Raw genomic sequence first — 25745 nt, forward strand, 5'->3', positions numbered from 1 at the left:
TCCCGCTTAGCTCCACCAAATCATCGCACTATTTCCTGCTTTTATTTCTTTCGATATTCACTGATATTCAACCAATCTTGCTATTTTTCTCAATACGTTTATCAACGATTCCTGCCGCGCGTGCTTTGTAGAAGAGCGTTGGCTGCCCTCATGTGGTGAAGGCAACCAAACCGTTATCGCTTAGGCCTCTTCTGGAAGCCTTGGCATCCAGTCTATTGGCGATAATCCTTGCTGTTCGAGAAGTTGGTTAGCCTGAGAAAAATGTTTGCAGCCGAGGAAACCGCGGTGTGCAGATAGGGGGGAAGGGTGCGGTGATTTCAGAATATGGTGGCGCTGTTGGTTAATAATATTGCCTTTCTTCTGGGCATGCGCTCCCCAGAGCAGAAAGACTAGACCTTCCCGCTGCTCATTGAGTGCCGCAATCACACGGTCGGTAAACGTTTCCCAGCCCAGATTGGCATGCGAATGTGCCTGCCCGGCTTCAACGGTTAATACGGTATTGAGCAGTAAAACGCCTTGTTCCGCCCAACTTTGCAGAAAACCGTGCTGTGGAATTTCAAATCCAGGGATGTCGCTGGCTAATTCTTTATAAATATTGGTCAGAGAAGGCGGAGCGGGTACGCCGGGGCGGACAGAAAATGACAGCCCGTGTGCCTGATTCGGGCCGTGATAGGGGTCTTGTCCCAGAATGACGACTTTGACCTGATGCAGTTCGGTAAAGCGGAATGCGTTGAAAACATCCTTCTGCGGGGGATAGATAGTCTTACCCGCTGCACGTTCTTTTCCAACGAATTCAAGGGTATTGATAAAATAAGGCTGCTGTTTTTCTTGTGCCAGCACGTCATGCCAGGTGAGAGAGGTCGCCATCATGCACTCTTCTTTTACAGGTTTAATGGTGTTGTGGGTAGCTTACCGATCTATCGTGCCGAGGTAAAACCGTAACCGTTTTTCTCGGGACGAAAAGGATTTTTTGAAAAAAAATTGAAAATTTACAAAAATATTTGCAGTTTAGTATTCTGGTAAAATTGATATAAAACAATAAATTGCCTCCGCGTGGTGGCTTGGTGGGGTTTTAAAATTGATTTAAGTCAAGGATGCTAGGCTATCAGGCTGGTATATAAGAAGGCAGATACAAACGGTTTTATACGATCGTTACGAAATTCGTCAATTTTTACCGATAACGATGTTAACTAAATCAGTTCTAACTAAGACAATAACACGCCGTTTTACGGAGGCAATTATGGTTACGGGTATTCAAATCACCAAGGCTAACGACAGCGCGCTGATCAATTCTTTCTGGTTGCTGGACGAAGAAAAATCACAGGCGCGTTGCGTGTGTGCTAAATCAGGTTATAGCGAAGATCAAATCGTTCCAGTGAGCGATCTGGGTCAGATCGAATATCGTGAAATTCCGCTGGAAATCAAACCTGAAGTGCGTGTGGAAGGCGGTCAGCACCTGAACGTGAACGTTCTTCGCCGTGAGACGCTGGAAGATGCCGTTAAGCATCCAGAAAAATATCCACAGCTGACCATCCGTGTATCTGGTTACGCTGTGCGTTTCAACTCACTGACGCCAGAACAGCAGCGCGATGTTATCGCCCGTACGTTTACCGAAAGTCTGTAAGCTGTTGTCCAAGCATTAGCAGAAAGGGAGCCGAGGCTCCCTTTTTTATATCACTATTATTCGCCTGACTGCTCATCGGCTTTCTGCGTTGGCTGACGACGCTTACCGATATTTTTGCTATCGCGATGGCGAACTTTCACCTTAACTTTTTCTTTTTCCTTCGCTTTTTTCTCTTTGCGTGCGGCAAGCACTTTTTTCGACGGTTTGCCTGTGGTCTTGGCGCTTGGCGCTTTGGTTGCTGGGCGAAGCTCATCAATGACGCGCGGTTTTAGCGGTTCATTCAGGTAGCGGCTGATTTTTCCCAGTAGCAGGTGATCGTGCGCTTCGACAAAAGAGATAGCACAACCTTTACGACCGGCACGACCTGTGCGGCCGATACGATGAAGGTAGGTGTCCGCGGTGCGCGGTAAATCGAAATTAAAGACGTGGCTGACATCGTTAATATCAATGCCGCGTGCTGCAACGTCCGTAGCAACCAGCACGTTGACGCGCCCGTCGCTCAGGCGTTTGATTGCTTCATTACGCTTGGCCTGCACCATTTCGCCTTCGAGGTAGCAAGCGGTAATGCCCACTTCACGCAGCCAGGCAACCAACTCATGCACACGCTCACGTTTGCGCACAAAAACGATAGAACGCGTCACATCCGGCTGTTTGAGCTGATGGCAGAGCAGGGCGGTTTTGTGTTTGATGTCGTCGGCGCGGTAATACCATTGCAGAATTTTTTTGCGTTCCCGACGAGAGGGATCGGATTCGATTTCAACCGGATCGTTGAGCAAACGCTCAGCGAAATCTTTGATCGCGTCCCCTTCCAGCGTCGCAGAAAAGAGCAGCGTTTGCTTACGCCAGCGGGTTTCCCCGGCGATGTGTTCAATATCCTGAGCGAAGCCCATGTCCAGCATTCTGTCCGCTTCATCCAGAATCAGCGTTTCTACTGCGCGGCAATCGAAGTTTTCTTCTTTGATGTATTGCAGCAGACGACCGGTTGTCGCGACGACGATATCCTGATTTTCACTGAAGACTTCAGCGTGGTTCATGTAGGCCACGCCGCCGGTGATCGTAGCGACATCCAGGTGCGTGTGTGCCGCAAACGCGCGCGCCTGATCGGCTACCTGCATGGCGAGTTCACGGGTTGGCGTGAGGATCAGAATACGAGGCGGGCCTGATTTTTTACGAGGAAAATCGATAAGATGTTGCAAAACCGGCAGCAGATAGGCGGCGGTTTTACCGGTTCCTGTCGGCGCGGAACCCAGTACGTCGCGGCCTTCCATCGCCGGTGGGATTGCCGCAGCCTGAATCGCGGTCGGGCGTTCGTAGCCCATGTCACGCAGGGCGTCTAACAGGCTTTCATCAAGATCGAGCTCGGAAAAATTGGTTACAGTCATGGTCTACCTCTGTTTGGGGCGCCGATTATAGACGCATTGGCCGGGTTCTTCACCTGTTTAAGCAGACAACGGCGCTTTTCCTGTACTGACGTTTCACCTATGCTACTGCGGTTTGCGTTTGGAATCTTATTTTCATGAGTCATCAGGTTGATAATAAACTGACATTGCGTCGGGATGGATTTACCTTCAAGCAATTCTTTGTGGCGCACGATCGCTGTGCCATGAAGGTAGGAACCGACGGTATTTTGCTGGGGGCCTGGACACCAGTGTGCTCCGCCACACGGATTCTGGATATCGGCAGTGGTTCCGGTCTGCTCGCGCTGATGCTGGCGCAACGTTCTGAACCGCATGTTCGGATTGATGCCGTCGAACTGGATAGTGCAGCGAGTCAGCAGGCGAAGGAAAACGTTGCCGCTTCGCCATGGGCCGACAGAATTACGGTCTATGCTGAGGACATTGTGGGGTTTGCTGAGACACGACGCGCCGACTATTCCTTGATTATTAGCAATCCGCCTTATTTCCCGCCGGGGATTGCCTGCGGATCGGCTGAGCGTGAGCAGGCGCGTTACACCACCTTATTAACTCATGACGCCCTGTTGCGCTGTGCGCATCAACTGCTGGTGCCTGAGGGGCTTTTTTGCGTAGTGCTGCCCGTTCAGGTTACGGAGAAATTTATTCCGCTGGCACAGCAGCATAACTGGTTCGTTCACCAGCAGCTTCGCGTATCGGAACAGGAAGATAAACCCGCGCACCGCATTTTGCTGGCGTTGTCTCGTCAGGCAAGAGAATGTGTGAATGCCTCGCTGGCAATTCGTGATGCAGAAAGACGTTACTCGACGGCTTTCCAACAGCTAACAAAAGATTTTTATCTCTTTATGTAGATGGCAGACGCCTTGTTGCTGCGTCTGCCTTTGCTGAGCGGTTTATTCTCTATGAATCGATGATTCTATAAACTATGAGTCTATAAACGATAACTTTATAAATTATGGCACTAAAATGGTGGGCGTCGGCGCGTCGAATTGTTCTGGATAATCCAGGGTATAATGCAGCCCGCGGCTTTCTTTTCTTTCCAACGCGCAGCGGACGATGAGTTCGGCGACCTGCACCAGATTACGCAGTTCTAGCAAATTGTTGGAAATGCGGAAGTGGGCGTAATACTCATTGATTTCCTGCTGAAGCAGATGAATACGGCGCTGTGCCCGCTCCAGTCGCTTAGTCGTCCGCACGATCCCAACGTAGTCCCACATAAACAGGCGCAGCTCGTGCCAGTTATGCTGGATCACGACTTGTTCGTCGGAGTTGTCGACCTGGCTTTCATCCCAATCCGGTAATTTTTTCACCGCTTTGATTTGCGGTAAGCGCTGCAAGATATCCTCCGCGGCGGACCAGCCGTAAACCAGACACTCCAGTAATGAGTTGGACGCCATTCGATTCGCACCGTGCAATCCGGTGTAGCTGACTTCGCCAATCGCATACAGGCCGTCAAGATCGGTACGGCCATGTTGATCGACCATCACGCCACCGCAGGTGTAGTGTGCCGCAGGGACGATGGGGATCGGTTCACGCGTCAGATCGATGCCGAGAGACTGTAGCTTTTCATCGATGGTCGGGAAGTGCTGTTTGATGAACGCTTCGGGTTTGTGGCTGATATCCAGATACATGCAGTCTGCGCCGAGCCGTTTCATCTCATGGTCAATCGCGCGGGCGACCACGTCGCGTGGAGCCAGTTCGCCTCTGGCGTCGAAGTCGGGCATAAAACGCGTGCCGTCAGGGCGTTTCAGGTATGCGCCTTCACCGCGCAGCGCTTCCGTCAGCAGGAAATTTCGCGCCTGTGGGTGGAATAGGCAGGTCGGGTGAAACTGATTGAATTCCAGATTTGCCACGCGGCAACCCGCGCGCCAGGCCATGGCGATGCCATCACCAGAGGAAATATCGGGATTCGTGGTGTATTGATAAACTTTGGATGCCCCGCCCGTCGCTAAAACTACCGTTTTTGCTCGGCAGGATTCGACACGCTCACGTTCACGGTTCCAGATATAAGCACCGACAATGCGACGTGTACCGGGCAAACCCAGCTTATTTGAGGTAATCAAATCGACGGCGTTGCAGCGTTCCATAATCCGAATATTCGGATGGGATAGCGCTTTCTGCACCAGCGTATTTTCCACTTCTTTTCCGGTTGCATCCGCCGCGTGCAGAATTCGACGGTGGCTATGCCCGCCTTCGCGCGTGAGGTGATAGCGTTCTTCGCCGCTGGTGCTGGTTTCAGTATCGAATAGCACGCCTTGTTCGATAAGCCACTGTACGCAGTGTTTGGCATTACTGGCGATAAACTCAACGGCTTCCCGTTCACACAGGCCATCGCCAGCGATCAGGGTATCTTCGATATGGGAGTCAATCGTGTCGGTTTCATCAAAAACAGCTGCGATGCCGCCTTGAGCATAAAACGTCGCGCCTTCGTTAAGTGGGCCTTTGCTTAATACCGTCACGTTGGCCTGAGAAGCCAGACGCAGCGCCAGTGAAAGCCCGGCAGCGCCGCTGCCAATGATTAAAACATCACAGACGTATTCAGTGGTCGTTTGCATGGTCGTGTCGTGGATGCAAAAAGAAGAGGAAATTCGATGTTAGCACCCAATGGTTGATTGCTGTATTGGTTTTTAGCCCCCTCTCTACGCTATAAATAAGCGCATGGCGTGACAGGGTGAATCGTGCGATTACCCCAGATTTATCGTATCATCCTAGGAAGAAGAGCGTAGAGCCTCAGATGAAGACCATTTTTGATAAAGACAATAGATGAAGAGAATGCGTCATGATACGCCTCGCAAAGACAAGTAACGGCGCTAAGCAAAAGAAAAACGATAGCTCGGAACTTTATTGGATGTCTTGGTTCTAATGAGGAGCTTGCTCTAAACATGACTTATATAGCTGGCAGTATTATTTTACGCGTGGAGAACGGTTTGAGTAGAGATTACCTCGGATGAGCGAGCAACTGGCAGATCAGGTTCTGGTCGAGCGAGTCCAAAAAGGCGATCAAAAATCGTTTAACTTGTTGGTCGTTCGTTATCAGCACAAGGTAGCGAGCCTGGTATCGCGGTATGTTCCTCAGGGAGACGTGCCGGACGTGGTACAGGAGTCGTTTATTAAAGCCTATCGCGCGTTAGAGTCATTCCGCGGCGATAGTGCGTTTTATACATGGCTGTATCGTATCGCAGTGAATACGGCCAAGAATTATCTGGTCGCTCAGGGCCGCCGCCCGCCTTCCAGCGACATTGATGCGAATGACGCGGAAAATTATGAAAATGCGGGTGCACTGAAAGAAATATCGAACCCTGAGAATTTAATGTTGTCAGAGGAATTACGAAGCATTGTTTTCCGCACTATCGAGTCTTTGCCGGAAGATTTACGTTTAGCGATTACGCTGCGCGAATTGGACGGCTTAAGCTACGAAGAGATTGCCGTGATTATGGATTGTCCCGTCGGTACTGTTCGTTCTCGTATTTTCAGGGCGCGGGAAGCGATTGATAATAAAGTACAACCGCTTATTCAGCGCTAGCGAGCGTTTTCAGCTATCCGCATGACTAATGATGGATTTGACAAGGTAAGGGTGTCGGTATGCAGAAAGAGAAACTTTCCGCTTTAATGGATGGCGAAGCAGTAGATTCCGAACTGCTAAATGCATTGTCACGGGATGATGTGTTGCAGCAAAGTTGGCAAAGTTATCATCTAATTCGTGATGCGTTACGTGGTGATGTTAGTGAAAACGTGATTCATCTGGACATTGCTTCTCGTGTTGCTGCTGCAATCGAGAAAGAACCTGTTCGTCTGGTTCCACAAGCGCAGCCTGAATCTCAGCCACAACCTGTCGAATGGACGAAGATGCCGTTCTGGCACAAAATCCGCCCGTGGGGCAGCCAATTGACGCAAGTCGGTGTCGCTGCCTGTGTCTCTTTAGCGGTGATTGTCGGTGTACAAAGTTACCAGCAGGGCCATGAATCCGAACAGGTTGTGGAATCCGGCGTGTTCAGTACCTTACCTGCTATGGGCACCGCCTCCCCCGTGAGTCTGGGGGTACCGTCAGAAAATGTTGCCCCTCATAGCGGACAGCAGAAATCTGATATGCAGCGCAACCGCCTTAACGCCATTTTGCAGGACTACGAATTACAGCGTCGGCTGCATGCCGAACACGCTCTGCCGCAGGATGATCAGCAAGCGGCTATTCAGGTTCCTGGTACTCAATCATTAGGAACGCAGCCTCGGTAATGAAGCGTGTTTGGTCCGCCGCCTGTTTTCTGATTGGCAGTCTGTTTTATTCTACGTTCGCTCCGGCTCAGAATGTTGAGCCGGGCGCGTTGCTGCAACAGATGAACAGCGCCGTTCGTTCTCTGAATTACGAAATTTCCTTTATCAACATTACCCTGCAAGGATTTGAATCGGTACGGTATCGTCATGCCGTAGTCAACAACCGTTCCTTAGCGCAGTTGCTGTTTATGGACGGGCCGCGACGCGAGATCGTGTTGCGTGGTAATGAAGTCAGCTACTTCGATCCTGGTTTTGAGCCATTTACGCTCACCAGCGATCATATCGTTGACTCTCTCCCCGCGCTGGTTTTTGCCGATTTCCAGAAACTATCGCCTTATTATGATTTCATTCCCGCCGACGGACGGGTGCGTATTGCCGATCGTCTGGCATCAGGAATTCGGGTCATTTCACGCGATGGCACACGCTACAGCTATATGGTGTGGATTGATGCAGAATCGAAACTTCCATTGCGTATCGATTTACAGGATCGCAACGGTGACAAGCGGTTAGAACAGTTCTTAACGACATCGCTGATTGTTGATGATGATGTGGTGAGCGTGATGCGTCCGTTGGAAGGCATTAAACTGCCCCCTGTGTTACCCACGCCTGCCGAGGAAAAAGTTGATTTTACCTGGGAGCCTGAATGGTTGCCTGCTGGGATAAAAGAACGTTCACACAGCAAAAAAATATTGCCAGGTTCATCTATTCCGATCGAAACTCGTCTGTATAGCGATGGTTTATTCAGTTTTTCCATTAACATTAGCCCGTCTTCTGATGTGAGTGAAGAACAGTCGCTGCTTACGGGGCGACGCTCCATTCACACTGTCATGAAAGGTAACCGCGAGATTACCGTTGTCGGTGACATTCCACCTTCTACGGCTAAACGGGTGGCTGACAGCATTATCTTGAAGGGGCAACCGTGATCAAAGAATGGGCGACAGTGGTTTCATGGCAGGATGGCATTGCAGAGCTGCGGTGTGAGCCGAGCGCGGGATGCGGTAGCTGTAAATCCCGCTCGTCGTGTGGAACCGGCTTATTAAGCCAACTTGGGCTTTCTGCCGACAATACGCTGTATGTCCCTTACGATCGGCCTTTAGAAGTCGGACAAAAAGTCGAATTGGGGATTTCTGAGGGGCGGCTGCTGTTCTCTGCCGCTCTGGTTTATTTCGTGCCGTTGGTCGGGTTGTTGATTGGTGCGGCGATCTGTCAGACGTTATTTGGCACCGATCTGGCTGCGGTCATTGGCGCGCTGCTGGGCGGTGGGCTGGCGTTTATCGGCGTGAAACGTTGGGCGAAACAACTGGGTAAGAATAAACGTTATGAGCCCGTTATCCTGCAAATTGCGTTGCCTGGCACGCTCTTACAAAATTGACCTGCTTAACCGAGCGTAAATGGCGCACGGTGCGGAAGCGCTGCTAACACGTTTGTGATTTTTAGACACGATGTTTACCACGTAATGACACTTTACTTCCTGCTTTCCTCTCGTTGTTCTGCTATTCCAAATAAAACCGTCATAATCAAAGGGAATGCACTGGACATGACTAGGTTTTCACGCTTCTCGCATGTAGAATGCTGCGATTCAGGTGGAATAACATCGCTGCTGTTTTCACCTATGCGCATGCCCATCGGCAAGAATTTCAGGAATATCAAGGTAGAAAAATTTTTATAATGAAGCATATACGAAATTTCTCCATTATTGCCCATATCGACCACGGTAAATCAACGTTATCTGACCGTATTATCCAGATTTGCGGCGGTTTGACCGAGCGTGAAATGGCTGCGCAGGTTCTGGATTCCATGGATCTGGAACGTGAACGTGGAATAACGATTAAAGCGCAAAGCGTCACGCTGGATTATAAAGCGCAGGACGGCCAAACCTACCAGTTAAACTTCATTGATACACCGGGGCACGTTGACTTCTCTTATGAAGTTTCCCGCTCGCTGGCTGCCTGCGAAGGCGCGCTGCTTGTGGTTGACGCAGGGCAGGGTGTGGAAGCGCAAACGCTGGCTAACTGCTACACCGCGTTGGATATGAATCTGGAAGTGGTTCCGGTTCTGAACAAAATCGACCTACCTGCCGCTGACCCGGATCGTGTTGCTCAGGAAATTGAAGATATTGTCGGCATTGATGCCACCGACGCCGTGCGCTGTTCCGCGAAAACTGGGATTGGCGTGCCGGATGTTCTGGATCGTTTGGTGCGTGATATTCCTCCGCCAGAAGGTAGCCCAGATGAGCCGCTACAGGCGCTGATCATCGACTCCTGGTTTGATAACTATCTTGGCGTTGTGTCGCTGGTTCGTATCAAAAATGGCACGATGCGCAAAGGCGACAAAATTAAGGTGATGAGTACCGGTCAGGTTTATAACGCTGACCGTCTTGGTATTTTTACACCGAAGCAGATCGACCGCGATGTATTGAACTGTGGCGAAGTAGGTTGGCTGGTGTGCGCCATCAAAGATATTTTGGGCGCTCCGGTAGGGGATACTCTGACGCTGGCTCGTCAACCGGCTGAAAAAGCGTTGCCGGGCTTCAAGAAAGTCAAACCACAGGTCTATGCTGGCTTGTTCCCAATTAGCTCAGATGACTATGAGTCATTCCGCGATGCGCTGGGCAAACTGAGCCTCAATGACGCTTCTTTGTTCTATGAACCAGAAAGTTCTACCGCGCTGGGCTTCGGCTTCCGCTGCGGCTTCCTGGGTCTGCTGCACATGGAGATCATTCAGGAACGTCTGGAACGTGAATACGATCTAGATCTGATCACTACGGCACCGACGGTGGTGTATGAAGTTGAGACGACGGCCAAAGAAACCGTTTACGTCGATAGTCCATCCAAACTGCCGCCGCTGAATAATATTCAGGAACTGCGCGAACCGATCGCCGAATGCCACATGCTGCTGCCTCAGGAGTATCTGGGCAACGTGATTACGCTTTGTATTGAGAAGCGTGGCGTGCAGACGAACATGGTGTACCACGGTAATCAGGTTGCACTGACCTATGAGATTCCGATGGCGGAAGTGGTGCTTGATTTCTTTGACCGCCTGAAATCAACGTCTCGTGGTTATGCGTCGCTGGATTACAGCTTCAAACGCTTCCAGGCATCAGATATGGTGCGTGTTGATGTATTGATCAACAACGAACGTGTGGATGCATTGGCACTGATCACGCACCGTGATAATTCACAATATCGTGGCCGTGAGTTGGTCGAAAAAATGAAAGATCTGATTCCGCGTCAGCAGTTTGATATCGCGATTCAGGCTGCGATTGGTAACCACATTATTGCACGCTCCACGGTTAAGCAATTGCGTAAAAACGTACTGGCTAAGTGTTATGGTGGCGACGTCAGCCGTAAGAAGAAACTGTTGCAGAAACAGAAAGACGGTAAGAAACGTATGAAGCAGGTCGGTAACGTCGAGCTGCCGCAAGAAGCGTTTCTGGCAATTCTGCACGTCGGCAAAGACAGTAAATAAATTCTGAGGAGTTGGCATGGCCAATATGTTTGCCGTAATTCTGGCATTGGTGACGCTGGTCACGGGGATTGTCTGGTGCTTAGAGCGTTTTGTCTGGGCACCTGCTCGCCGGAAAAAATTTGCCGCCATGAGCGGTGCCGATCTGGCTGATGGTGCCGTTTCAGCGAAAGCCATTCAACAACCTGGTTGGATTGAAACCATCGCGTCAGTATTCCCGGTCGTGGCGTTGGTATTGGTTGTGCGCTCCTTCATTTATGAGCCGTTTCAAATTCCATCAGGTTCGATGATGCCGACGCTGTTGATCGGCGATTTTATTCTGGTGGAAAAATTTGCCTATGGCATTAAAGAACCCTTCACGCAAAAAACGCTGATCGAAACGGGACATCCGAAGCGCGGCGACGTGGTGGTGTTTAAATATCCGTCCGACCCTAAAGTGGATTTCATCAAACGAGTGGTGGGCGTACCGGGCGATCGCGTCAGCTATAACCCGATGACCAAGCAGGTGACGATTCGTCCATCCTGTCAGGGACAACAGGCGTGCGACACGGCGCTGGCGGTCACATACAGTAACGTACAGCCTAGCGATTTTGTTCAGACCTTTAACCAACCTGGATTGGGATCGCGCAGCGGTTTTTATCAGGTTCCGGCTAATGACAACAGTGTGGATGGCGTCCGCATGGGCACGCGCAAAGAATCACTGGGCAATGTAACGCACAATATTCTTCTGGTGCCTGGCCAGCAGGATCAGCTCGGTGGTTATTACCAGCAATCGCAGCAGCAGCTTGCAACATGGGTGGTTCCCACAGGGCACTACTTCATGATGGGTGATAACCGTGACAACAGTCTGGATAGTCGCTACTGGGGTTTTGTGCCGGAGAGAAATCTGGTCGGTAAAGCCACCGCGATCTGGATGAGCTTTGAGAAACAGGAAGGTGAATGGCCCACCGGTGTTCGTTTGAGTCGGATTGGTGCCATTCATTAACCAAAGTAAGCATTAACTAAAGTAAGCATTCAGCAAAATAAGATACAGGCAGCATTCTGATGCTGTCCGTTGTAGAATATTTTTTGAAACGCTCTTTTTGAAAGAACATGCCCTAAATAATGCGAGTTGCAGAGCAAAATGTGTCCGTTTGCACAACGCTAACGAACAGGCAACGCGAAGTATGATGGGCTGAAAGGCAGGCTCCCTTGTGGGAGCCAATGCAAACGAAACAGTTTTGGCCGCATTGGTAAGCAGGGCTGTTCCGTATGCTGCTGTTTTTGACGCATCGTTGATCTATTGGTAACACATGAATCCCATCCTGATAAATCGTTTACAAAGAAAGCTGGGCTATACTTTTCAGCAGTACGAGCTTTTGTTACAGGCGTTGACGCATCGTAGCGCCAGCAGCAAACACAATGAAAGACTCGAATTCCTGGGTGATTCCATCCTGAGTTTTGTGATCGCCAATGCGCTGTATCATCGTTTTCCCAAGGTTGATGAAGGGGATATGAGCCGGATGCGGGCGACGCTGGTCCGAGGAAATACGCTGGCGGAAATTGCACGTGAATTCGAACTGGGAGAGTGCCTGCGTCTTGGCCCCGGTGAATTAAAAAGCGGCGGCTTCCGTCGCGAATCGATCTTGGCTGATACGGTCGAAGCGCTGATCGGCGGCATTTTCCTCGACAGCGACATTCAGACCATCGAACGTTTGATCCTGAATTGGTATCAAACGCGTCTGGATGAAATCAGTCCCGGCGATAAGCAAAAAGATCCGAAAACGCGGTTGCAGGAGTTTCTGCAAGGGCGTCACCTACCTCTACCAACCTATCTGGTGGTGCAGGTTCGTGGGGAAGCACATGATCAGGAGTTTACTATCCACTGTCAGGTGAGCGGCTTTAGCGAGTCGGTCATTGGTACAGGATCGAGCCGTCGTAAAGCCGAACAGGCTGCGGCTGAACAAGCGTTGAAAAAACTGGAGCTTGAATGAGCGAAGTACAGACACACTGCGGTTTTATCGCGATTGTTGGTCGACCAAACGTCGGTAAATCGACGTTATTGAATCAATTACTGGGGCAGAAGATCTCTATTACGTCACGTAAGCCCCAGACGACGCGGCACCGCATCATGGGCATTCACACCGAAGGGCCGTATCAGGCTATTTATGTGGATACGCCAGGGTTGCACATTGAAGAAAAACGGGCGATTAACCGCCTGATGAACCGCGCCGCCAGCAGTTCAATCGGTGATGTTGAACTGATCATTTTTGTTGTTGAAGGGACACACTGGAACGACGACGATGAAATGGTATTGAACAAGCTGCGCGATCAAAAACTCCCTGTGCTGTTAGCGATCAATAAAGTTGATAACGTCACGGATAAAACCAAACTGCTGCCGCATATCCAGTTCCTCAGCCAACAGATGGACTTCCTTGATGTTGTTCCAATCTCGGCTGAAAAGGGGACGAATGTCGATACGATTGCCAGCATTGTGCGTAAACACTTACCGCAGGCAACGCACCACTTCCCAGAAGATTACATTACCGATCGCTCACAGCGTTTTATGGCATCGGAAATTATCCGTGAAAAACTGATGCGCTTCTTGGGTGAAGAATTGCCGTATTCCGTCACGGTCGAAATCGAACGTTTCGTGACGAACGAACGCGGCGGTTATGATATCAATGGCCTGATCCTGGTTGAGCGTGAAGGCCAGAAAAAGATGGTCATTGGCAATAAAGGCGCCAAAATTAAAACCATTGGTATTGAGTCTCGTCAGGATATGGAAGAGATGTTCGAGGCCAAGGTGCACCTTGAGCTGTGGGTTAAAGTGAAATCCGGCTGGGCAGATGACGAACGTGCCCTGCGCAGCTTGGGTTATAGCGAAGACCTGTAAGGTTCACGCCGATGGAAGGCTGGCAGCGCGCATTTGTCTTGCATGGGCGACCTTATAGCGAAACTAGCTTATTGCTGGATCTGTTTAGTGAAAGCGATGGTCGAGTTCGTGTGCTTGCCAAAGGCGCGCGAGCACGACGCTCTAGCCTGAAAGGCTGTTTACAGCCTTTCACTCCGCTGTTGGTGCGCTGGAGTGGCCGGGGAGAAGTGAAAACATTACGCAGCGCCGAGCCTGTCTCGCTCGCGCTACCACTGACTGGCTCGATGCTTTATAGCGGTTTATACGTTAACGAACTGCTATCCCGCGTGCTGGAACATGAAACCAATTACTCCGCTCTTTTCTTCGATTATCTCCACTGTTTACAACATCTTGCTGCACAGGATCCCTCTCCTGAACCCGCATTAAGACGCTTTGAATTAGCGTTATTGGGCTATCTGGGGTACGGCGTGGATTTCCTGCATTGTGCTGGTAGTGGTGAGCCCGTGGCAGATACCATGACTTATCAGTATCGAGAGGAGAGGGGATTTATTGCCAGTCTGGTTGTCGATAATAAAAGTTTTACCGGGCATGAGCTACGCTCTCTGGCATCGCGTGAATTTCCTGACAGTGGCACACTGAAGGCGGCAAAGCGTTTCACCCGCATCGCGTTAAAGCCCTATCTGGGGGGAAAACCGCTGAAAAGTCGCGAACTGTTCCGCCAGTTTGTTCCTGCTGCTAATTTGTCCAAACCCACACCTTCTGATAAATAATCCCGTCTCCTCTGTACCCTGACGCTGTGACATCGGTGTAAACTGCCACGTAACGTGCATGACTTTACCGAGGATTTATCATGGCTGAACTGCTGCTTGGCGTTAACATCGATCACATTGCAACGCTGCGTAATGCGCGTGGAACGGCGTATCCCGATCCTGTTCAGGCGGCTTTTGTCGCTGAGCAAGCGGGCGCGGACGGCATCACGGTGCACTTACGTGAAGATCGTCGCCATATTACGGATCGTGATGTGCGGATCCTGAAAGAAACGCTCCAAACTCGCATGAACCTTGAAATGGCAGTCACGGAAGAAATGCTGGACATTGCCTGTGAGGTAAAGCCGCATTTTTGTTGTCTGGTGCCGGAAAAACGCCAGGAAGTGACAACAGAAGGTGGGCTGGATGTCGCGGGGCAACAGGAAAAAATCAATAACGCGGTTGCTAGGCTCAGTCAGGCTAACATACTGGTTTCACTCTTTATTGATGCGGATAAACGGCAAATTGATGCTGCTGTTGCCAGTGGTGCGCCTTATATCGAAATTCATACCGGGGCGTATGCCGATGCGCCAGATGATGAAGCGCGCCAACATGAGTTTGAGCGCATTCGTGATGCGGCGACTTATGCTGCGGCGAAGGGGCTGAAAGTCAATGCCGGTCACGGTTTGACGTACCATAACGTTCAGCCGATTGCGGCACTACCGGAAATGCACGAATTAAATATCGGGCATGCGATTATCGGACGTGCGGTGATGAGCGGGCTGAAAGATGCGGTTGCCGAAATGAAAAGTTTGATGCGGGAAGCGCGACGCTGATGGCAATTCTTGGGCTCGGAACGGATATTGTCGAGATCGCTCGTGTTGAAGCGGTGATTGAACGTTCAGGCGAGCGATTAGCTCGCCGCGTTCTGACGGATACGGAATGGGAACATTATCACCAGCATCAACAACCAGCCCGTTTCCTTGCCAAACGTTTTGCCGTAAAAGAAGCCGCAGCAAAAGCCTTCGGGACCGGCATTCGCAACGGGCTCGCGTTTAACCAGTTTGAAGTTTTTAATGATGAACTAGGGAAGCCTTGTTTGCGATTTTTTGCTAAAGCGGCAGAGCTAGCTGAACAGATGGGCGTCAGACACGTTCATGTGACGTTGGCTGACGAAAGACGCTATGCCTGTGCGACGGTGATTGTCGAAAGCTGATTATCTGTAACTGGATGCTTAAATTCTGTCGGCATGGTGCATGAGCACATATTTTTCCCACAGCTGTTCATTACCTTCAACATGGTTTGGATCTTTAACGATCGTGTTGTCGATCGGGCAGACTTTCTGACACGTCGGCGTGTCATAGTGGCCAACGCACTCCGTACAGCGAGTGGTATCAATTTCATAAATGTCCATGCCCATGGAGATGGCCTGATTAGGGCATTCAGGTTCACACATGTCACAGTTGATGCATTTATGGGTGATGAGTAACGCCATGATGTTCTTCTACCTTACAAACAGGGCGCAGATTATACCCGCTGGGGCGCGTTTAAACACGCGTAACCGTCATTGAGAGACAATATACTGCCGAATCGGTTCCGGTTGCTTTTTATGTGCTCTTTTTCCGAACGGTTGGCTGTGTGGGTTGTGTATTCCCAGGTGCCCTCGGCATGTCGCTTATTGGCTGCATAAATAGTGAGGTTACAGGGTAAAATTACCATCTTTTCGTTAAATTGGTTTCATCCGTATGCTTTAGACTGTACGAATCAGCCAATGCGACTGTGTTTTTTTTTTAATTTATTGATTTACAATTTAAATAAATTTAGTTGTGATATTGAACCACTTATTTTTGTCATATCAATGGACATTGATTTAATCGGTATTTCCGATGAAGTTTGCATCTGGAGAGTCGATGATGGTACATGTCCATATGATATAATTTTATAATTAATAGTGTCAGTTTAATGGCGGAACGCATAGTGCAGCAGGAAGGTCATCTTAATCAGGTTGGGGCAGGATTTTTCCAACAGGGAAGCGAGGAGTCATTAAGCGCTGATTACTGGCATAAATGTCAACGGCGGTATACTTTTCAGCCAATTTATCGAACATCAGGTAAATTAATGGCTATTGAGCTACTGACTTCTGTTTTTTCTCCTACCCTGCCGCAAAAATTCATCTCTCCTGAAAAATACTTCGCGAATATTGATGTTCAAACCCGCCTGTTAATTATTGTAGAACAACTGCAACTTTTATCTGAGTGGAGTTTTCGATTTACTCGTGACGATCTTTTTGCCTCCGTCAATATTGATGGTATGACGCTACTGGCGCTGCAAAATAATCGTGAAGCCAAACGCCTGATCGCGGCAATGCCCTGGATTCGTTTTGAAATGGTCGAAAATCAGGGGGGGTTGCCAAAAGAAATATTAACCAAACTCCCTGAAGCGCAAACACTGTGGTTGGATGATTTCGGCTGTGGCATGGCGAATTTTTCATCACTGATGCTGGCTCAATACGATTGCATTAAAGTGGCACGTGAGCTTTTTATTCTCCTGCAACAGAGTGGCGAAGGGAAGACCGTGTTTCCTGCGTTGATCGCCTTGCTATCGCGTTTTTGCAACTATGTTGTGATTGAGGGGATCGAAACTAAGGAGGAGTGGGCAATTGTTCAGGCATCGCATGCTTACGCCGCCCAAGGGTACTATCTCTCGCGGCCTCAGCCATTTGAGAACTTTGAGGCGCTGAAGCTAGAACTTTAGAGGGTAACCTGTTGTTTAGGCTATCACTTTTTGTATTAACGCACTGCTATACGTCCTCTCATTCTTTCCCGCCATATTTATTCATCATACTTCCTAATATGTCATAACCGTACAAGACATCACCTCTTCAGTGACTCCCTCTAGTCTACAACGTGTAATGCTGATTTTTGTTTCATTTTTGCTGTTTAATTCTTTTTTATTTGTTATGGCAGTATTTAATTTTAAAGAAATGATAAGGAGAGCGACTGCTGACTCTGCATCAAATCATGACATATATAATCAAACGTTTGCGTTAATGATTTTATTTTTTTCTTTTAATTATTTGATTTTTAATGGTAAAAAAATATAATGTTTACTGTTAACGATCAAAAATCATTTTGTGATAGATTTTGTTGATTAAAACAATGATACTTATTGGTATAATTGATTTGCTTACAAAAAATTGATGTTCAGAATATATCGTTATGTACCATTAGGAATATTTTTTATTCCATTAGAGAAGCTTATAACCCGAACAATTACTACTATTAAATTAAGATACTCTTTTGAATTTGTTGTTTTTATCTGCGCACAGTCATATGCGAGGGCTTTATGCTGACGTTGCTATGTTTCTAAATACTCCTGCTTCATGGAGCGTTTTTTCTTTCATCCTTTCTGCTCTCCGGAAATGCACCAGTCCCGAAAATCGATGGGGTAGGGGTTTGTTACCGGGATTTTTCGTCATCAGCGTTGTGATTTGTACGATCAGGACCACTCGGGCCTGAGGAGAGTGTTATTGTGTATGAAATTATAATAACCTTGCTATTGCTGTTGTTATTGTTTTCTTCTGTAAAAAATAGAAAAATTAAACAAAAGTTTAGAACTGAGCAGAAAAAACAAGATTTCCTCAACATGACTTTCTTTGCGATGGAATATAGCCCTGCTTCAATTATGATCGCAGATGAAAATTGTGAAATTATTTACGTCAATCGTCAGTTTATTACCATGTCAGGCTATATGCCGGATGAGGTTATTGGCAAGAAAACGAATATATTAAACTCGGGTATGACTAACGCCAGCGTCTATGAAGATCTGTGGTCTACCATAAATAAAGGTAATATTTGGAGTGGTGAGTTCGTTAACCGGCGTAAAGATGGGCAGTTGTATTGGGAAAAGGCCAATATCGTTAAAATATATAATAAGGCGAGTAACGCAACCCAATATGTTGGTGTTAAGTTAGATATCACTGAACGAAAATCGCAGGAACATCATGATAATTCATACAATCGTGCGCTAGAGCTGTTATCAAGTGGCGCGCCGCTGAAAGATATTTTGGATGCGATCATTTTCAGTGTCGAGGAAAAAAATCCTGGCCGTATCGTTTGCTCTGTCCTGTTGGTCGATAAAGACAAAAAATGCCTGACACTTGGGTCGGCGCCGAGTTTGCCGGGCTTTTATAAAAATGCCATTCACAATGTGAAAATTGCTGATGGTGTGGCTTCTTTTGGTACCGCTGCCTATACCGGAAAGCGCGTCATTGCTGACGATATTTCTGTCCATCCGCATTGGTCGTTATACAAAGGGCTCGCATTATATGCTGGGCTGCGTTCCTGCTGGTCTGAACCTATCATCGGTCAGAACAAAGAAATATTAGGTGTTTTAAGCGTTTACCATCGCAAAGTGTATGTCCCGACTGAAGAGGAAATTTTCTCTATTGAGAAATCGGCACAGCTGATTGCGATCGCTATAGAACGGTATCATGCTATTGATATGCTGCGGCGCAGCGAGGAACACTATCGTCAACTGGCGCACTATGACTCATTAACGTCATTGGCTAATGGCTTGACGTTTGCCGAGCAGATGGAACAGGCGATTCAGTTATCCAAACAAACGGGCAGGAAAATTGCGCTGATGTTCCTGGATCTCGATAAATTTAAACAGATAAATGACTCGTTCGGACATGCTGTTGGCGATTTACTCTTGAAAGAAGCGGCGGCGCGTATGCGCGCTGCGGTTCGTGATTCGGATACGGTATATCGCCGCAGCGGTGACGAATTTATTATTCTGCTTCAGGGGATTAAGGAAATTGACAATACGCTTTATGTTGCAGATAAAATTCATAACGCCTTGAACAAGCCTTTTGAGATCGATGGGAAAACGCTCGATATATCATGCAGTATCGGGATTGCGTTGTATCCAGAACACGGTGCTGACTCTCTGACATTGGCAATTAATGCTGATTCTGCCATGTATCAGGCTAAAGCTATGGGACGTAGTCAAACTCAGATTTATCACAATATGAACGATCATTGATAAATGGAATAGAAAAAAGGCGCTCTGTTGGGCGCCTTTTTTATTATCTCTCTCGTAGAGCCTCTGCTTTTGCCCGAATAATCGGTTTTAACAAATAGCTGAGGATCGTTTTCTTTCCCGTTATTATATCAACAGAGGCCACCATGCCTGGAATGACAAGAAGTGGCTTATCGGCTGAGCCTAAATAATTCCTATCAGTCCGTAAACGAATAATATAAAAGCTGTTCCCTTCTTTATCGGTTACGGTGTCCGGACTGATTTGTTCCAACTGGCCTTTTAAACCGCCATAGATAGTGTAGTCGTAGGCCGTTAATTTTATTACGGCATCCTGACCTGGGTGCAAAAACGCAATATCCTGTGGACGAATTCTGGCTTCTACCAGCAGGTTGTCGTCCAGTGGCACAATTTCCACCAGATCGCTACCTGGTTGAATCACTCCGCCAATGGTATTCACCAGAACCTGCTGCACGATACCGCGAACAGGGGAGACGACCAGCGTTCGGTTTACCCGGTCTTCAAGTGCTTTACCCGTGGCTTCGATTTTGTTCAGGTTGGTTTGTGCTTCACTTAACTGAGATAACGCTTCGCTTTTATAACGGCTTCGCGTTTCCTCTATTTTATTCTCGCTCTCTTTAATCGCAGACTCCGCCCGCGGGATCGAGAGCTTGATGGAATCAAGCTGACCACGGGTTTCGACCTCTGCGCGGCGCAGGCGTAAAACTTCTACTTTAGAAATTGCACCTTCTGCGATCAGCGGTTCTGACATTTTAATTTCTTGTTGAAGCAGGCCCAGACTATTGCGGAACTGAATTTCCTTGGCTGAGAAATCTCTCAGTTCCTGGCGACGCTGGATCAACTGCTCTTCCAAACCGGACACTTCATTGTGGAGTTGCTGGCGACGGCTGTTATACAGCTCTTTTTCGCCTGCCGCGATTTTAGGCGCTTGCGTTGTAATTTCTTCCGAAAGCACCAGCTCCCGATCGTTGATTTCGGCGTTCAGGCGCTCAATGCGTGATAGCAGTGCAAGCCGATCGGCCTCGGTTTCACCGACGTTGGAAGCAAAACGCGTATCATCAAGGCGCAGCAAAGGATCGCCTGCATTGACGACCTGCCCTTCACGAATGAACACTTCCGTGACGATTCCACCTTCCAAGTTTTGGATTTTTTGCAATCGGGAAGAAGGGATGGCTTTACCGTCACCCCGTGTGACTTCATCAATATCCGCCAGCCCGGCCCACAGGATGAAAAACAGGAAAAAAGCGCCGATGGCCCATAGTGTAAAGCGAATAGAACGTGGAGAATCTTCAACCATTGCACGGCTTACTTCGGGCATCGTTTGCAGGCTTTCTTCATCTCCGCCGACAAAATAGCGTTTGATTCGTTTGATATATTTACCGAGACGCATTGATCTGCCCCTTCTTCAACGCATCCATCACGATGGCCTTCGGCCCATCCGCGATAATTTTGCCTTTATCGACGATCACTAAACGATCGACGAGTGCCAGCATGGAAACCCGATGGGTAACCAGTAAAAGCGTTTTTTCCGCAATGACGGGGGCCAAAGCCTGCTTTAACCGATCTTCACTGGTGTTATCCATCGAACTGGTGGGCTCATCCAGCACCAGAATCGGCGGATCGAGCAACAGCGCTCTGGCTATCGCGACAGCCTGACGCTGCCCGCCGGAGAGCTGTTGACCGCGTTCGCCAACCTGAAGGTTGTAGCCATCCGGATGCAGACGGGCAAATTCGTTCACCCCTGAAATCTCTGCGGCTCGTAGCATCGCTTCGTCTTCGACATAGCGTGCGCCGCTAATCAGGTTATTGCGCAGTGAACCACTAAACAGCTGAATATCTTGAGGAACATAGCCGATATTATGGCGTAAATCGCTGACATCCAACTGACGGGCATCGACGCCGTCGATCAGAATATTACCGGTATTAGGCTGATAGAGGTTCACTATCAGTTTTTGCAGCGAGCTTTTGCCTGACCCACTACGACCAATAACGCCGACTTTCTCGCCGGGAGCGATGGTCAGGCTGATGCCTTGCAGCGAACTAGTTTTTTGTTCTGGATAATTGAACGTCACATCACGAAATTCGATACCGCCCCGGATGCTCTCACGCTTCAGCGGACGTTCGTTATCGCTACGCTCTTGCGGCAACTGCATCATTTGTTCGGTGGTTTGCATCGTCAAACGCGCCTGCTGATAACGGCTGACCAAACCCGACAGTTGACCCAGCGGCATAAGCGCTCTGCCGTTCAGCATGTAACAGGCAATCAGCCCACCCATACTGAGATTACCGTTAATCAGCATGTAGACGCCGACGACAATCATGGCAACGCCGGCAAATTGCTGGAACCATTGCGTCAGGTTTACCGCTAGTGAAGACAGCGCCTTGGCCCGCATTTCCAGCTTGCTCAGGCTGCCAATGGTTTGTTCCCATTGGTGCTGACGTTCACTTTCCGCATTATTAACCTTGATTGCATCCAGACAGCTCAGCGTTTCGATCAGCGTAGCCTGCCGCTCGCTGGCAAGGTGCATCGTTTTTTCAATGGTGGCGGATAGCGGCTTTTGCATCGCCCAACTCGCCAACAGGGTGATAGGGTAGGCGAGGATGGAAACCCAGACCAGTGGGCCGCCGATGATGCCGATAACCAACAGCAGAAGCAGCGTAAAAGGAAAATCGATCAGCGTCGTTAGCGTCAGTGAGGAAAGGAAATCTCTGAGCGATTGAAATTCATGAATATTCTGCGCGAAGCTACCAACCCGTGGTGGCCGAGCCTTCATCGACATACCGGTAATACGTTCAAATAGCGTCGCGGAAATAATCAGATCGGTTTTTTTGCCCGCCATGTCGAGGCAAATGCCGCGCAGCGTTTTGAGTATCAAATCGAAAACAAAGGCGCCGGTAACGCCGATAGCTAGCACCCACAATGTCGCTGTTGCCTGATTGGGCACAACCCGATCGTAGACATTCATCACGAACAGCGGCGTAGCAAGCGCGATAATGTTCACCAGCAGAGTGGCTAGAATGGCGTCGAGATAGAGTGAACGTGAAAGCTTAAGCGTATCCTTGAACCAGGATTTGGTACGGGGGATCAGCGACGGATTTTGCAGTTCGAACTGATGACGAGGTTGGGCAAACATCACCAGACCGAGGTAATTCTGTTGTAGCGTATTGTGCTCAACGGAAATTTCCCCGCCTTCTGTTTCGCTGGGCATCAGGCGTGCGCTGCCGTCAGCATTCCAGCCTAGCAGAATCGCTGCGCGTCCCTCTCGTAACAGCAACATAGCGGGGAGTGACATCGCGGAAATTTTATTCAGAGAACGCTTGAGAACGCGCCCTTGCAGCCCTGCGCGCGCCGCAGCTCTCGGAAGCAATTTTACCGATAACCGCTGGTTGGCTAGGGGAAGCCCTGCGGTGAGAGTTGTACGGCTGACCGATTTCCCCTGTAAGGCACAGAGGATCAGTAAACTATCCAACAACGGGTCGTCATGACGGCTGCGTGGGTCACTATTATTTTCATGCGCGGCAGTCGCTTCATGAGCGGCCGTTGATTCATGAACAACCGTTGATTCATGAACAACAGCAGACTCATGGGTGATAGGCTCCTGGGCAACTGATGTATCAGAACCCTGAGTCTCTTGTACTGAATGCAACTTCATTTAACGGAACGTTCCCTTACGCAACGTAATTCCCTCGCATATAAACCATAATTTATCGCCGTCTGACCAATGAAATATATTAATTAAGGCTCGGCAGCTCTGCGTGAGTGGTTACGTTTGTCAAGCTGGTACCAGCCTCAGGTGCTGGGATCGCCAAACGATTTAATAGCTCTCCCATGCGTGATGCGATCCGGTATTCGGTATAGAGTGAAGTGAAGCGAACCTCGACCAGACGGCGTTGTGCGGTGAACAGCTCGTTTTCACTGTCCAGCAAGTCCAATAACGTTCTTTCCCCCAGGCCAAATTGTTTTTGATAGGCGGTACGCACTTTCATACTGCGGTCGGCATACTCGGCGGCGATCGGTAACTGTTGGCGCGAGTTATTTAACGCTGACCAGGCTAGTTTTAGTTCTTCGCTCAGCAGGCGCAGGGCATTATTTCGCACATCCTGCGCTTCTTTTACCTGATAGGCTTTTGATTCCATATTCGCCTTGCTGCTACCGCCTTCATACAGGTTGTAGCGCATCCGCACCATCGCCTGCCATTCATTGTTTTGGCCACGCGTCCCGTCAACGTTGTTATCCATCGTACGAGAGAGTTCAACGTTGAGGCGTGGATAAAATGTTGACTTTGAAGCCTCATATTGTTGCTGTGTAGCTTCAATATCTGACTCTGCGGATTTCAGCGCTGGGCTGTTAGCCAGCATGATGCGCTGGGCTTCCTCCAGCGAAGCGGGGAGTTTTATCGCAGAAGCATCGGGCATCACCAAATTATCCGGCACTTTACCCACAATGCTCATGTAGTTAATTTTTGCATCGTCCAGATTGGTTTGTTCTGTCAGCACGTTGTTACGCGCTTGCGCAAGACGTGCTTCGGCCTGATCCAAATCGGCCAGTCGGCCAACGCCCTGTTCGCTACGTAGCCTGATTTGATCGTAAATACGCTCGTGGCTTGCCAGATTGGCTTGCGCCAGACGGACGAATTCCTGACGCTGTAACACATTGAGATAAACCTGAACGGTATCTAGCGCTGTCGACTCACTGGTATTTAATACTTTATAGGCGCGTGAATTGACCGTGGCGCGTTGTCTGCCAACCTCGCTTGAAGTGGCGAAACCGTCAAACACCGTCTGACTTAGATTAATGCTCGATTCCTGACGGCTGAGTTCAACGCGTTTATTGATGCTGGCTCGTGTTGAGGGGCTATCAGTTTCTTCGCGGCCAACACCAGCACTCAACGTTATGGAGGGAAAATATCCGCCTTTTGCCGCACGCAAATCATGCTCGGCAGAAAAACGACTGTTAATGGAGGCGCTAACTTCGGGATGGGTATAGAGCGTGCTTTTAATGGCTTCCTGGATCGTCTCGGCATACGTCGCTGTGGAAAAAACGATAATAAAAGGCAATAAAGCAAAATTGTATCTACGCATCATCAGCAGTTTTCCTTCACAAAAACTTTATTTGTGATTATTCCTATTAAAGTGTTTGAGTGTTATGTAAACGCTTAACGAATTGATTTGCTTTTATTCCTTTTATATCAAAATGTTAATTTTATTCCCTGAGCCGTCCAGAGCGAAAAAGTGGGGCTTACTCTAAATAAGTAAAGTTCTGGAAAGAATATTCTGAATTTTTTATTATATCGTGCATTGAGTCAAGCGTTTGACGCATCACGACAACACTATCGTAACGCTTTTTTTAATAAAATGTCAGGACGACACACAGCAAATCAGCCTTATCAGGATGATAGCAAAAATCTATAGCCGCAATATCGCCACATTATAAAAATAATTATAGATATCAAGGAGAAAGTATTTTGAACGGTGTGATTGGCGTCATTAAATTCGTTATTGGACAGGTTTTTATCGTCGCGCTTGATGGGAGCCAGAGACTACTGGTTGCCGGCGATCGGATTTACAGCGGTGAAGAGGTTGTGACCGGTGCTAATGGTGCGGTTTCAATCACATTACCGGATGGTAAAACATTGGATCTGGGGCGTGATAGCCGCTGGAGCGATGTCAGCAGTGCGTCTTCTCAGAGCAGTGCAGATGTCGCCAATGATGTCGCCGCGATACAAGATGCTATCGCTCAGGGCGCTGACCCGACACAGGTGCTTGAAGCGACTGCCGCAGGTAATGACAGCACCGGAGATGCGGGTGACGGCGGCGGCGGGCACTTCAATCCCGCGGTCGTTTTGAACTTGACAGCCGAGGTTGTGACGACCCCGATTGGGTATGATACCGCAGGCCTATCGTTTACTGACCGTGCCTCGTCCGTTCTGGATGGCGTCGATTCATCCACGCTGCTCACTGCCGCCGCGGATACTACCGATACTACACCTCCCTCTGTCACTCTTGTCATAAACAGTGATGGCACAATAAGTTTCGTTTTTACAAAACCGCCCGTTGGTTTTGACCTCACAGATATCACCGTAACAAACGGTTCAGTAACGAATCTGGTGCAAGATCCTAACGATCTCACCCGCTGGACGGCGACATTAACGCCTGCCGCCAATTTTGAGGGCGAAGTTCGGGTCAGCATCCCTGATGGCAGTTACACCGATGCCGCAGGCATCCCTGGAACAGGTGGAAGTGAAGCAGTAACGGTCGATACTCTGCCTCCTGTGGCCTCGATTACAATCGACAATGTCACGTCGGATAACGTC

Annotated in this window: 23 protein-coding genes; 16 read left to right on the forward strand and 7 right to left on the reverse strand. The window is 49.0% G+C overall.

The window, feature by feature from the left end; genetic code table 11:
- Positions 1–180: 180 nt before the first annotated feature.
- Positions 181–867 carry a uracil-DNA glycosylase gene (gene ung / locus H0247_RS18895; RefSeq protein WP_180743927.1) on the reverse strand — a complete coding sequence of 229 codons (687 nt, stop codon included), beginning with the start codon at positions 865–867 and terminating at the stop codon, positions 181–183.
- Between the two features lie 373 nt (positions 868–1240).
- Between ung and grcA the strand changes: the two genes are divergently transcribed.
- The gene (grcA, locus tag H0247_RS18900; RefSeq protein ID WP_180743908.1) at positions 1241–1624 is read left to right on the forward strand and encodes an autonomous glycyl radical cofactor GrcA; all 384 of its coding nucleotides are present in this window, start codon (positions 1241–1243) and stop codon (positions 1622–1624) included.
- Positions 1625–1680: 56 nt separating this feature from the next.
- Here grcA and srmB read toward each other — a convergent pair whose 3' ends face one another.
- Positions 1681–3006 (reverse strand): ATP-dependent RNA helicase SrmB, encoded by a 1326-nt coding sequence (gene srmB / locus H0247_RS18905; RefSeq protein ID WP_180743909.1) that lies wholly within the window; start codon positions 3004–3006, stop codon positions 1681–1683.
- 134 nt (positions 3007–3140) lie between these two features.
- Here srmB and H0247_RS18910 point away from each other — a divergent pair, with 134 nt between their 5' ends.
- Positions 3141–3887, forward strand: a complete 747-nt coding sequence (locus H0247_RS18910) for a tRNA1(Val) (adenine(37)-N6)-methyltransferase (protein WP_180743910.1) — start codon at positions 3141–3143, stop codon at positions 3885–3887.
- Positions 3888–3989: 102 nt separating this feature from the next.
- On the opposite strand, the gene nadB is transcribed toward H0247_RS18910, so the two are convergent.
- Positions 3990–5591, reverse strand: coding sequence for an L-aspartate oxidase (nadB, locus tag H0247_RS18915; protein ID WP_180743911.1), 1602 nt, complete (start codon positions 5589–5591; stop codon positions 3990–3992).
- Between the two features lie 392 nt (positions 5592–5983).
- Here nadB and rpoE point away from each other — a divergent pair, with 392 nt between their 5' ends.
- The 11 genes from rpoE (at position 5984) to acpS (ending at position 15586) form a co-directional block, all read left to right on the forward strand.
- Positions 5984–6559, forward strand: coding sequence for an RNA polymerase sigma factor RpoE (gene rpoE / locus H0247_RS18920; RefSeq protein ID WP_005973561.1), 576 nt, complete (start codon positions 5984–5986; stop codon positions 6557–6559).
- 59 nt (positions 6560–6618) lie between these two features.
- Positions 6619–7266 carry an anti-sigma-E factor RseA gene (gene rseA, locus H0247_RS18925; protein ID WP_180743912.1) on the forward strand — a complete coding sequence of 216 codons (648 nt, stop codon included), beginning with the start codon at positions 6619–6621 and terminating at the stop codon, positions 7264–7266.
- Entirely contained in the window at positions 7266–8228 is a 963-nt protein-coding gene (gene rseB / locus H0247_RS18930) for a sigma-E factor regulatory protein RseB (protein ID WP_180743913.1), read from the forward strand. Before rseA ends, rseB begins: the two co-directional genes overlap by 1 nt.
- On the forward strand, positions 8225–8677 hold the full coding sequence (rseC, locus tag H0247_RS18935) for a SoxR-reducing system protein RseC (RefSeq protein WP_180743914.1): 453 nt from the start codon (positions 8225–8227) through the stop codon (positions 8675–8677). The genes rseB and rseC overlap by 4 nt, the downstream gene beginning before the upstream one ends.
- Positions 8678–8973: 296 nt before the next feature.
- The gene (gene lepA, locus H0247_RS18940; RefSeq protein WP_180743915.1) at positions 8974–10773 is read left to right on the forward strand and encodes a translation elongation factor 4; all 1800 of its coding nucleotides are present in this window, start codon (positions 8974–8976) and stop codon (positions 10771–10773) included.
- A 16-nt stretch (positions 10774–10789) separates the two neighbouring features.
- The gene (gene lepB / locus H0247_RS18945) at positions 10790–11755 is read left to right on the forward strand and encodes a signal peptidase I (RefSeq protein ID WP_180743916.1); all 966 of its coding nucleotides are present in this window, start codon (positions 10790–10792) and stop codon (positions 11753–11755) included.
- 307 nt (positions 11756–12062) lie between these two features.
- Positions 12063–12743 carry a ribonuclease III gene (gene rnc / locus H0247_RS18950; RefSeq protein ID WP_010280465.1) on the forward strand — a complete coding sequence of 227 codons (681 nt, stop codon included), beginning with the start codon at positions 12063–12065 and terminating at the stop codon, positions 12741–12743.
- Positions 12740–13645: a GTPase Era gene (gene era / locus H0247_RS18955; protein WP_015841243.1), complete on the forward strand. Its 906-nt coding sequence runs from the start codon at positions 12740–12742 to the stop codon at positions 13643–13645. The genes rnc and era overlap by 4 nt, the downstream gene beginning before the upstream one ends.
- 11 nt (positions 13646–13656) lie before the next feature.
- Positions 13657–14394 carry a DNA repair protein RecO gene (recO, locus tag H0247_RS18960; protein ID WP_180743917.1) on the forward strand — a complete coding sequence of 246 codons (738 nt, stop codon included), beginning with the start codon at positions 13657–13659 and terminating at the stop codon, positions 14392–14394.
- An 80-nt stretch (positions 14395–14474) separates the two neighbouring features.
- On the forward strand, positions 14475–15206 hold the full coding sequence (gene pdxJ / locus H0247_RS18965) for a pyridoxine 5'-phosphate synthase (protein ID WP_180743918.1): 732 nt from the start codon (positions 14475–14477) through the stop codon (positions 15204–15206).
- On the forward strand, positions 15206–15586 hold the full coding sequence (gene acpS, locus H0247_RS18970) for a holo-ACP synthase (protein ID WP_180743919.1): 381 nt from the start codon (positions 15206–15208) through the stop codon (positions 15584–15586). The genes pdxJ and acpS overlap by 1 nt, the downstream gene beginning before the upstream one ends.
- Before the next feature lie 18 nt (positions 15587–15604).
- Here the strand turns inward: acpS and H0247_RS18975 are convergent, their stop codons facing one another.
- Entirely contained in the window at positions 15605–15865 is a 261-nt protein-coding gene (locus H0247_RS18975; protein WP_180743920.1) for a YfhL family 4Fe-4S dicluster ferredoxin, read from the reverse strand.
- A 467-nt stretch (positions 15866–16332) separates the two neighbouring features.
- Here H0247_RS18975 and pdeH point away from each other — a divergent pair, with 467 nt between their 5' ends.
- Positions 16333–17124, forward strand: a complete 792-nt coding sequence (gene pdeH, locus H0247_RS18980; RefSeq protein ID WP_180743921.1) for a cyclic-guanylate-specific phosphodiesterase — start codon at positions 16333–16335, stop codon at positions 17122–17124.
- 777 nt (positions 17125–17901) lie between these two features.
- Positions 17902–19416, forward strand: a complete 1515-nt coding sequence (locus H0247_RS18985) for a diguanylate cyclase domain-containing protein (protein ID WP_180743922.1) — start codon at positions 17902–17904, stop codon at positions 19414–19416.
- Positions 19417–19459: 43 nt separating this feature from the next.
- Here H0247_RS18985 and H0247_RS18990 read toward each other — a convergent pair whose 3' ends face one another.
- The 3 genes from H0247_RS18990 to H0247_RS19000 form a co-directional block, all read right to left on the reverse strand.
- Positions 19460–20821, reverse strand: coding sequence for an HlyD family type I secretion periplasmic adaptor subunit (locus H0247_RS18990; RefSeq protein ID WP_180743923.1), 1362 nt, complete (start codon positions 20819–20821; stop codon positions 19460–19462).
- Positions 20808–23084 carry a type I secretion system permease/ATPase gene (locus H0247_RS18995; RefSeq protein WP_180743924.1) on the reverse strand — a complete coding sequence of 759 codons (2277 nt, stop codon included), beginning with the start codon at positions 23082–23084 and terminating at the stop codon, positions 20808–20810. The genes H0247_RS18990 and H0247_RS18995 overlap by 14 nt, the downstream gene beginning before the upstream one ends.
- Positions 23085–23163: 79 nt before the next feature.
- The gene (locus H0247_RS19000) at positions 23164–24516 is read right to left on the reverse strand and encodes a TolC family outer membrane protein (protein ID WP_180743925.1); all 1353 of its coding nucleotides are present in this window, start codon (positions 24514–24516) and stop codon (positions 23164–23166) included.
- A gap of 389 nt (positions 24517–24905) precedes the next feature.
- Here H0247_RS19000 and H0247_RS19005 point away from each other — a divergent pair.
- A partial coding sequence (locus tag H0247_RS19005) for a retention module-containing protein (protein WP_370463385.1) occupies positions 24906–25745 on the forward strand: 840 nt, incomplete at its 3' end.

This window comes from Pectobacterium sp. CFBP8739 (assembly GCF_013449375.1).
Lineage (GTDB): Bacteria > Pseudomonadota > Gammaproteobacteria > Enterobacterales > Enterobacteriaceae > Pectobacterium.

Bases quoted from the DNA above. Each gene is read 5' to 3' on its own strand.
- lepA (WP_180743915.1), top strand. From the start codon at position 8,974: ATGAAGCATATACGAAATTTCTCCATTATTGCCCATATCGACCACGGT.
- rnc (WP_010280465.1), top strand. From the start codon at position 12,063: ATGAATCCCATCCTGATAAATCGTTTACAAAGAAAGCTGGGCTATACT.
- recO (WP_180743917.1), top strand. From the start codon at position 13,657: ATGGAAGGCTGGCAGCGCGCATTTGTCTTGCATGGGCGACCTTATAGC.
- era (WP_015841243.1), top strand. From the start codon at position 12,740: ATGAGCGAAGTACAGACACACTGCGGTTTTATCGCGATTGTTGGTCGA.
- H0247_RS18975 (WP_180743920.1), bottom strand. From the start codon at position 15,865: ATGGCGTTACTCATCACCCATAAATGCATCAACTGTGACATGTGTGAA.
- rpoE (WP_005973561.1), top strand. From the start codon at position 5,984: ATGAGCGAGCAACTGGCAGATCAGGTTCTGGTCGAGCGAGTCCAAAAA.
- H0247_RS18995 (WP_180743924.1), bottom strand. From the start codon at position 23,084: ATGAAGTTGCATTCAGTACAAGAGACTCAGGGTTCTGATACATCAGTT.
- pdxJ (WP_180743918.1), top strand. From the start codon at position 14,475: ATGGCTGAACTGCTGCTTGGCGTTAACATCGATCACATTGCAACGCTG.
- H0247_RS18910 (WP_180743910.1), top strand. From the start codon at position 3,141: ATGAGTCATCAGGTTGATAATAAACTGACATTGCGTCGGGATGGATTT.
- srmB (WP_180743909.1), bottom strand. From the start codon at position 3,006: ATGACTGTAACCAATTTTTCCGAGCTCGATCTTGATGAAAGCCTGTTA.
- lepB (WP_180743916.1), top strand. From the start codon at position 10,790: ATGGCCAATATGTTTGCCGTAATTCTGGCATTGGTGACGCTGGTCACG.
- nadB (WP_180743911.1), bottom strand. From the start codon at position 5,591: ATGCAAACGACCACTGAATACGTCTGTGATGTTTTAATCATTGGCAGC.
- H0247_RS19000 (WP_180743925.1), bottom strand. From the start codon at position 24,516: ATGATGCGTAGATACAATTTTGCTTTATTGCCTTTTATTATCGTTTTT.
- H0247_RS18990 (WP_180743923.1), bottom strand. From the start codon at position 20,821: ATGCGTCTCGGTAAATATATCAAACGAATCAAACGCTATTTTGTCGGC.
- rseA (WP_180743912.1), top strand. From the start codon at position 6,619: ATGCAGAAAGAGAAACTTTCCGCTTTAATGGATGGCGAAGCAGTAGAT.
- rseB (WP_180743913.1), top strand. From the start codon at position 7,266: ATGAAGCGTGTTTGGTCCGCCGCCTGTTTTCTGATTGGCAGTCTGTTT.
- ung (WP_180743927.1), bottom strand. From the start codon at position 867: ATGGCGACCTCTCTCACCTGGCATGACGTGCTGGCACAAGAAAAACAG.
- pdeH (WP_180743921.1), top strand. From the start codon at position 16,333: ATGGCGGAACGCATAGTGCAGCAGGAAGGTCATCTTAATCAGGTTGGG.
- acpS (WP_180743919.1), top strand. From the start codon at position 15,206: ATGGCAATTCTTGGGCTCGGAACGGATATTGTCGAGATCGCTCGTGTT.
- grcA (WP_180743908.1), top strand. From the start codon at position 1,241: ATGGTTACGGGTATTCAAATCACCAAGGCTAACGACAGCGCGCTGATC.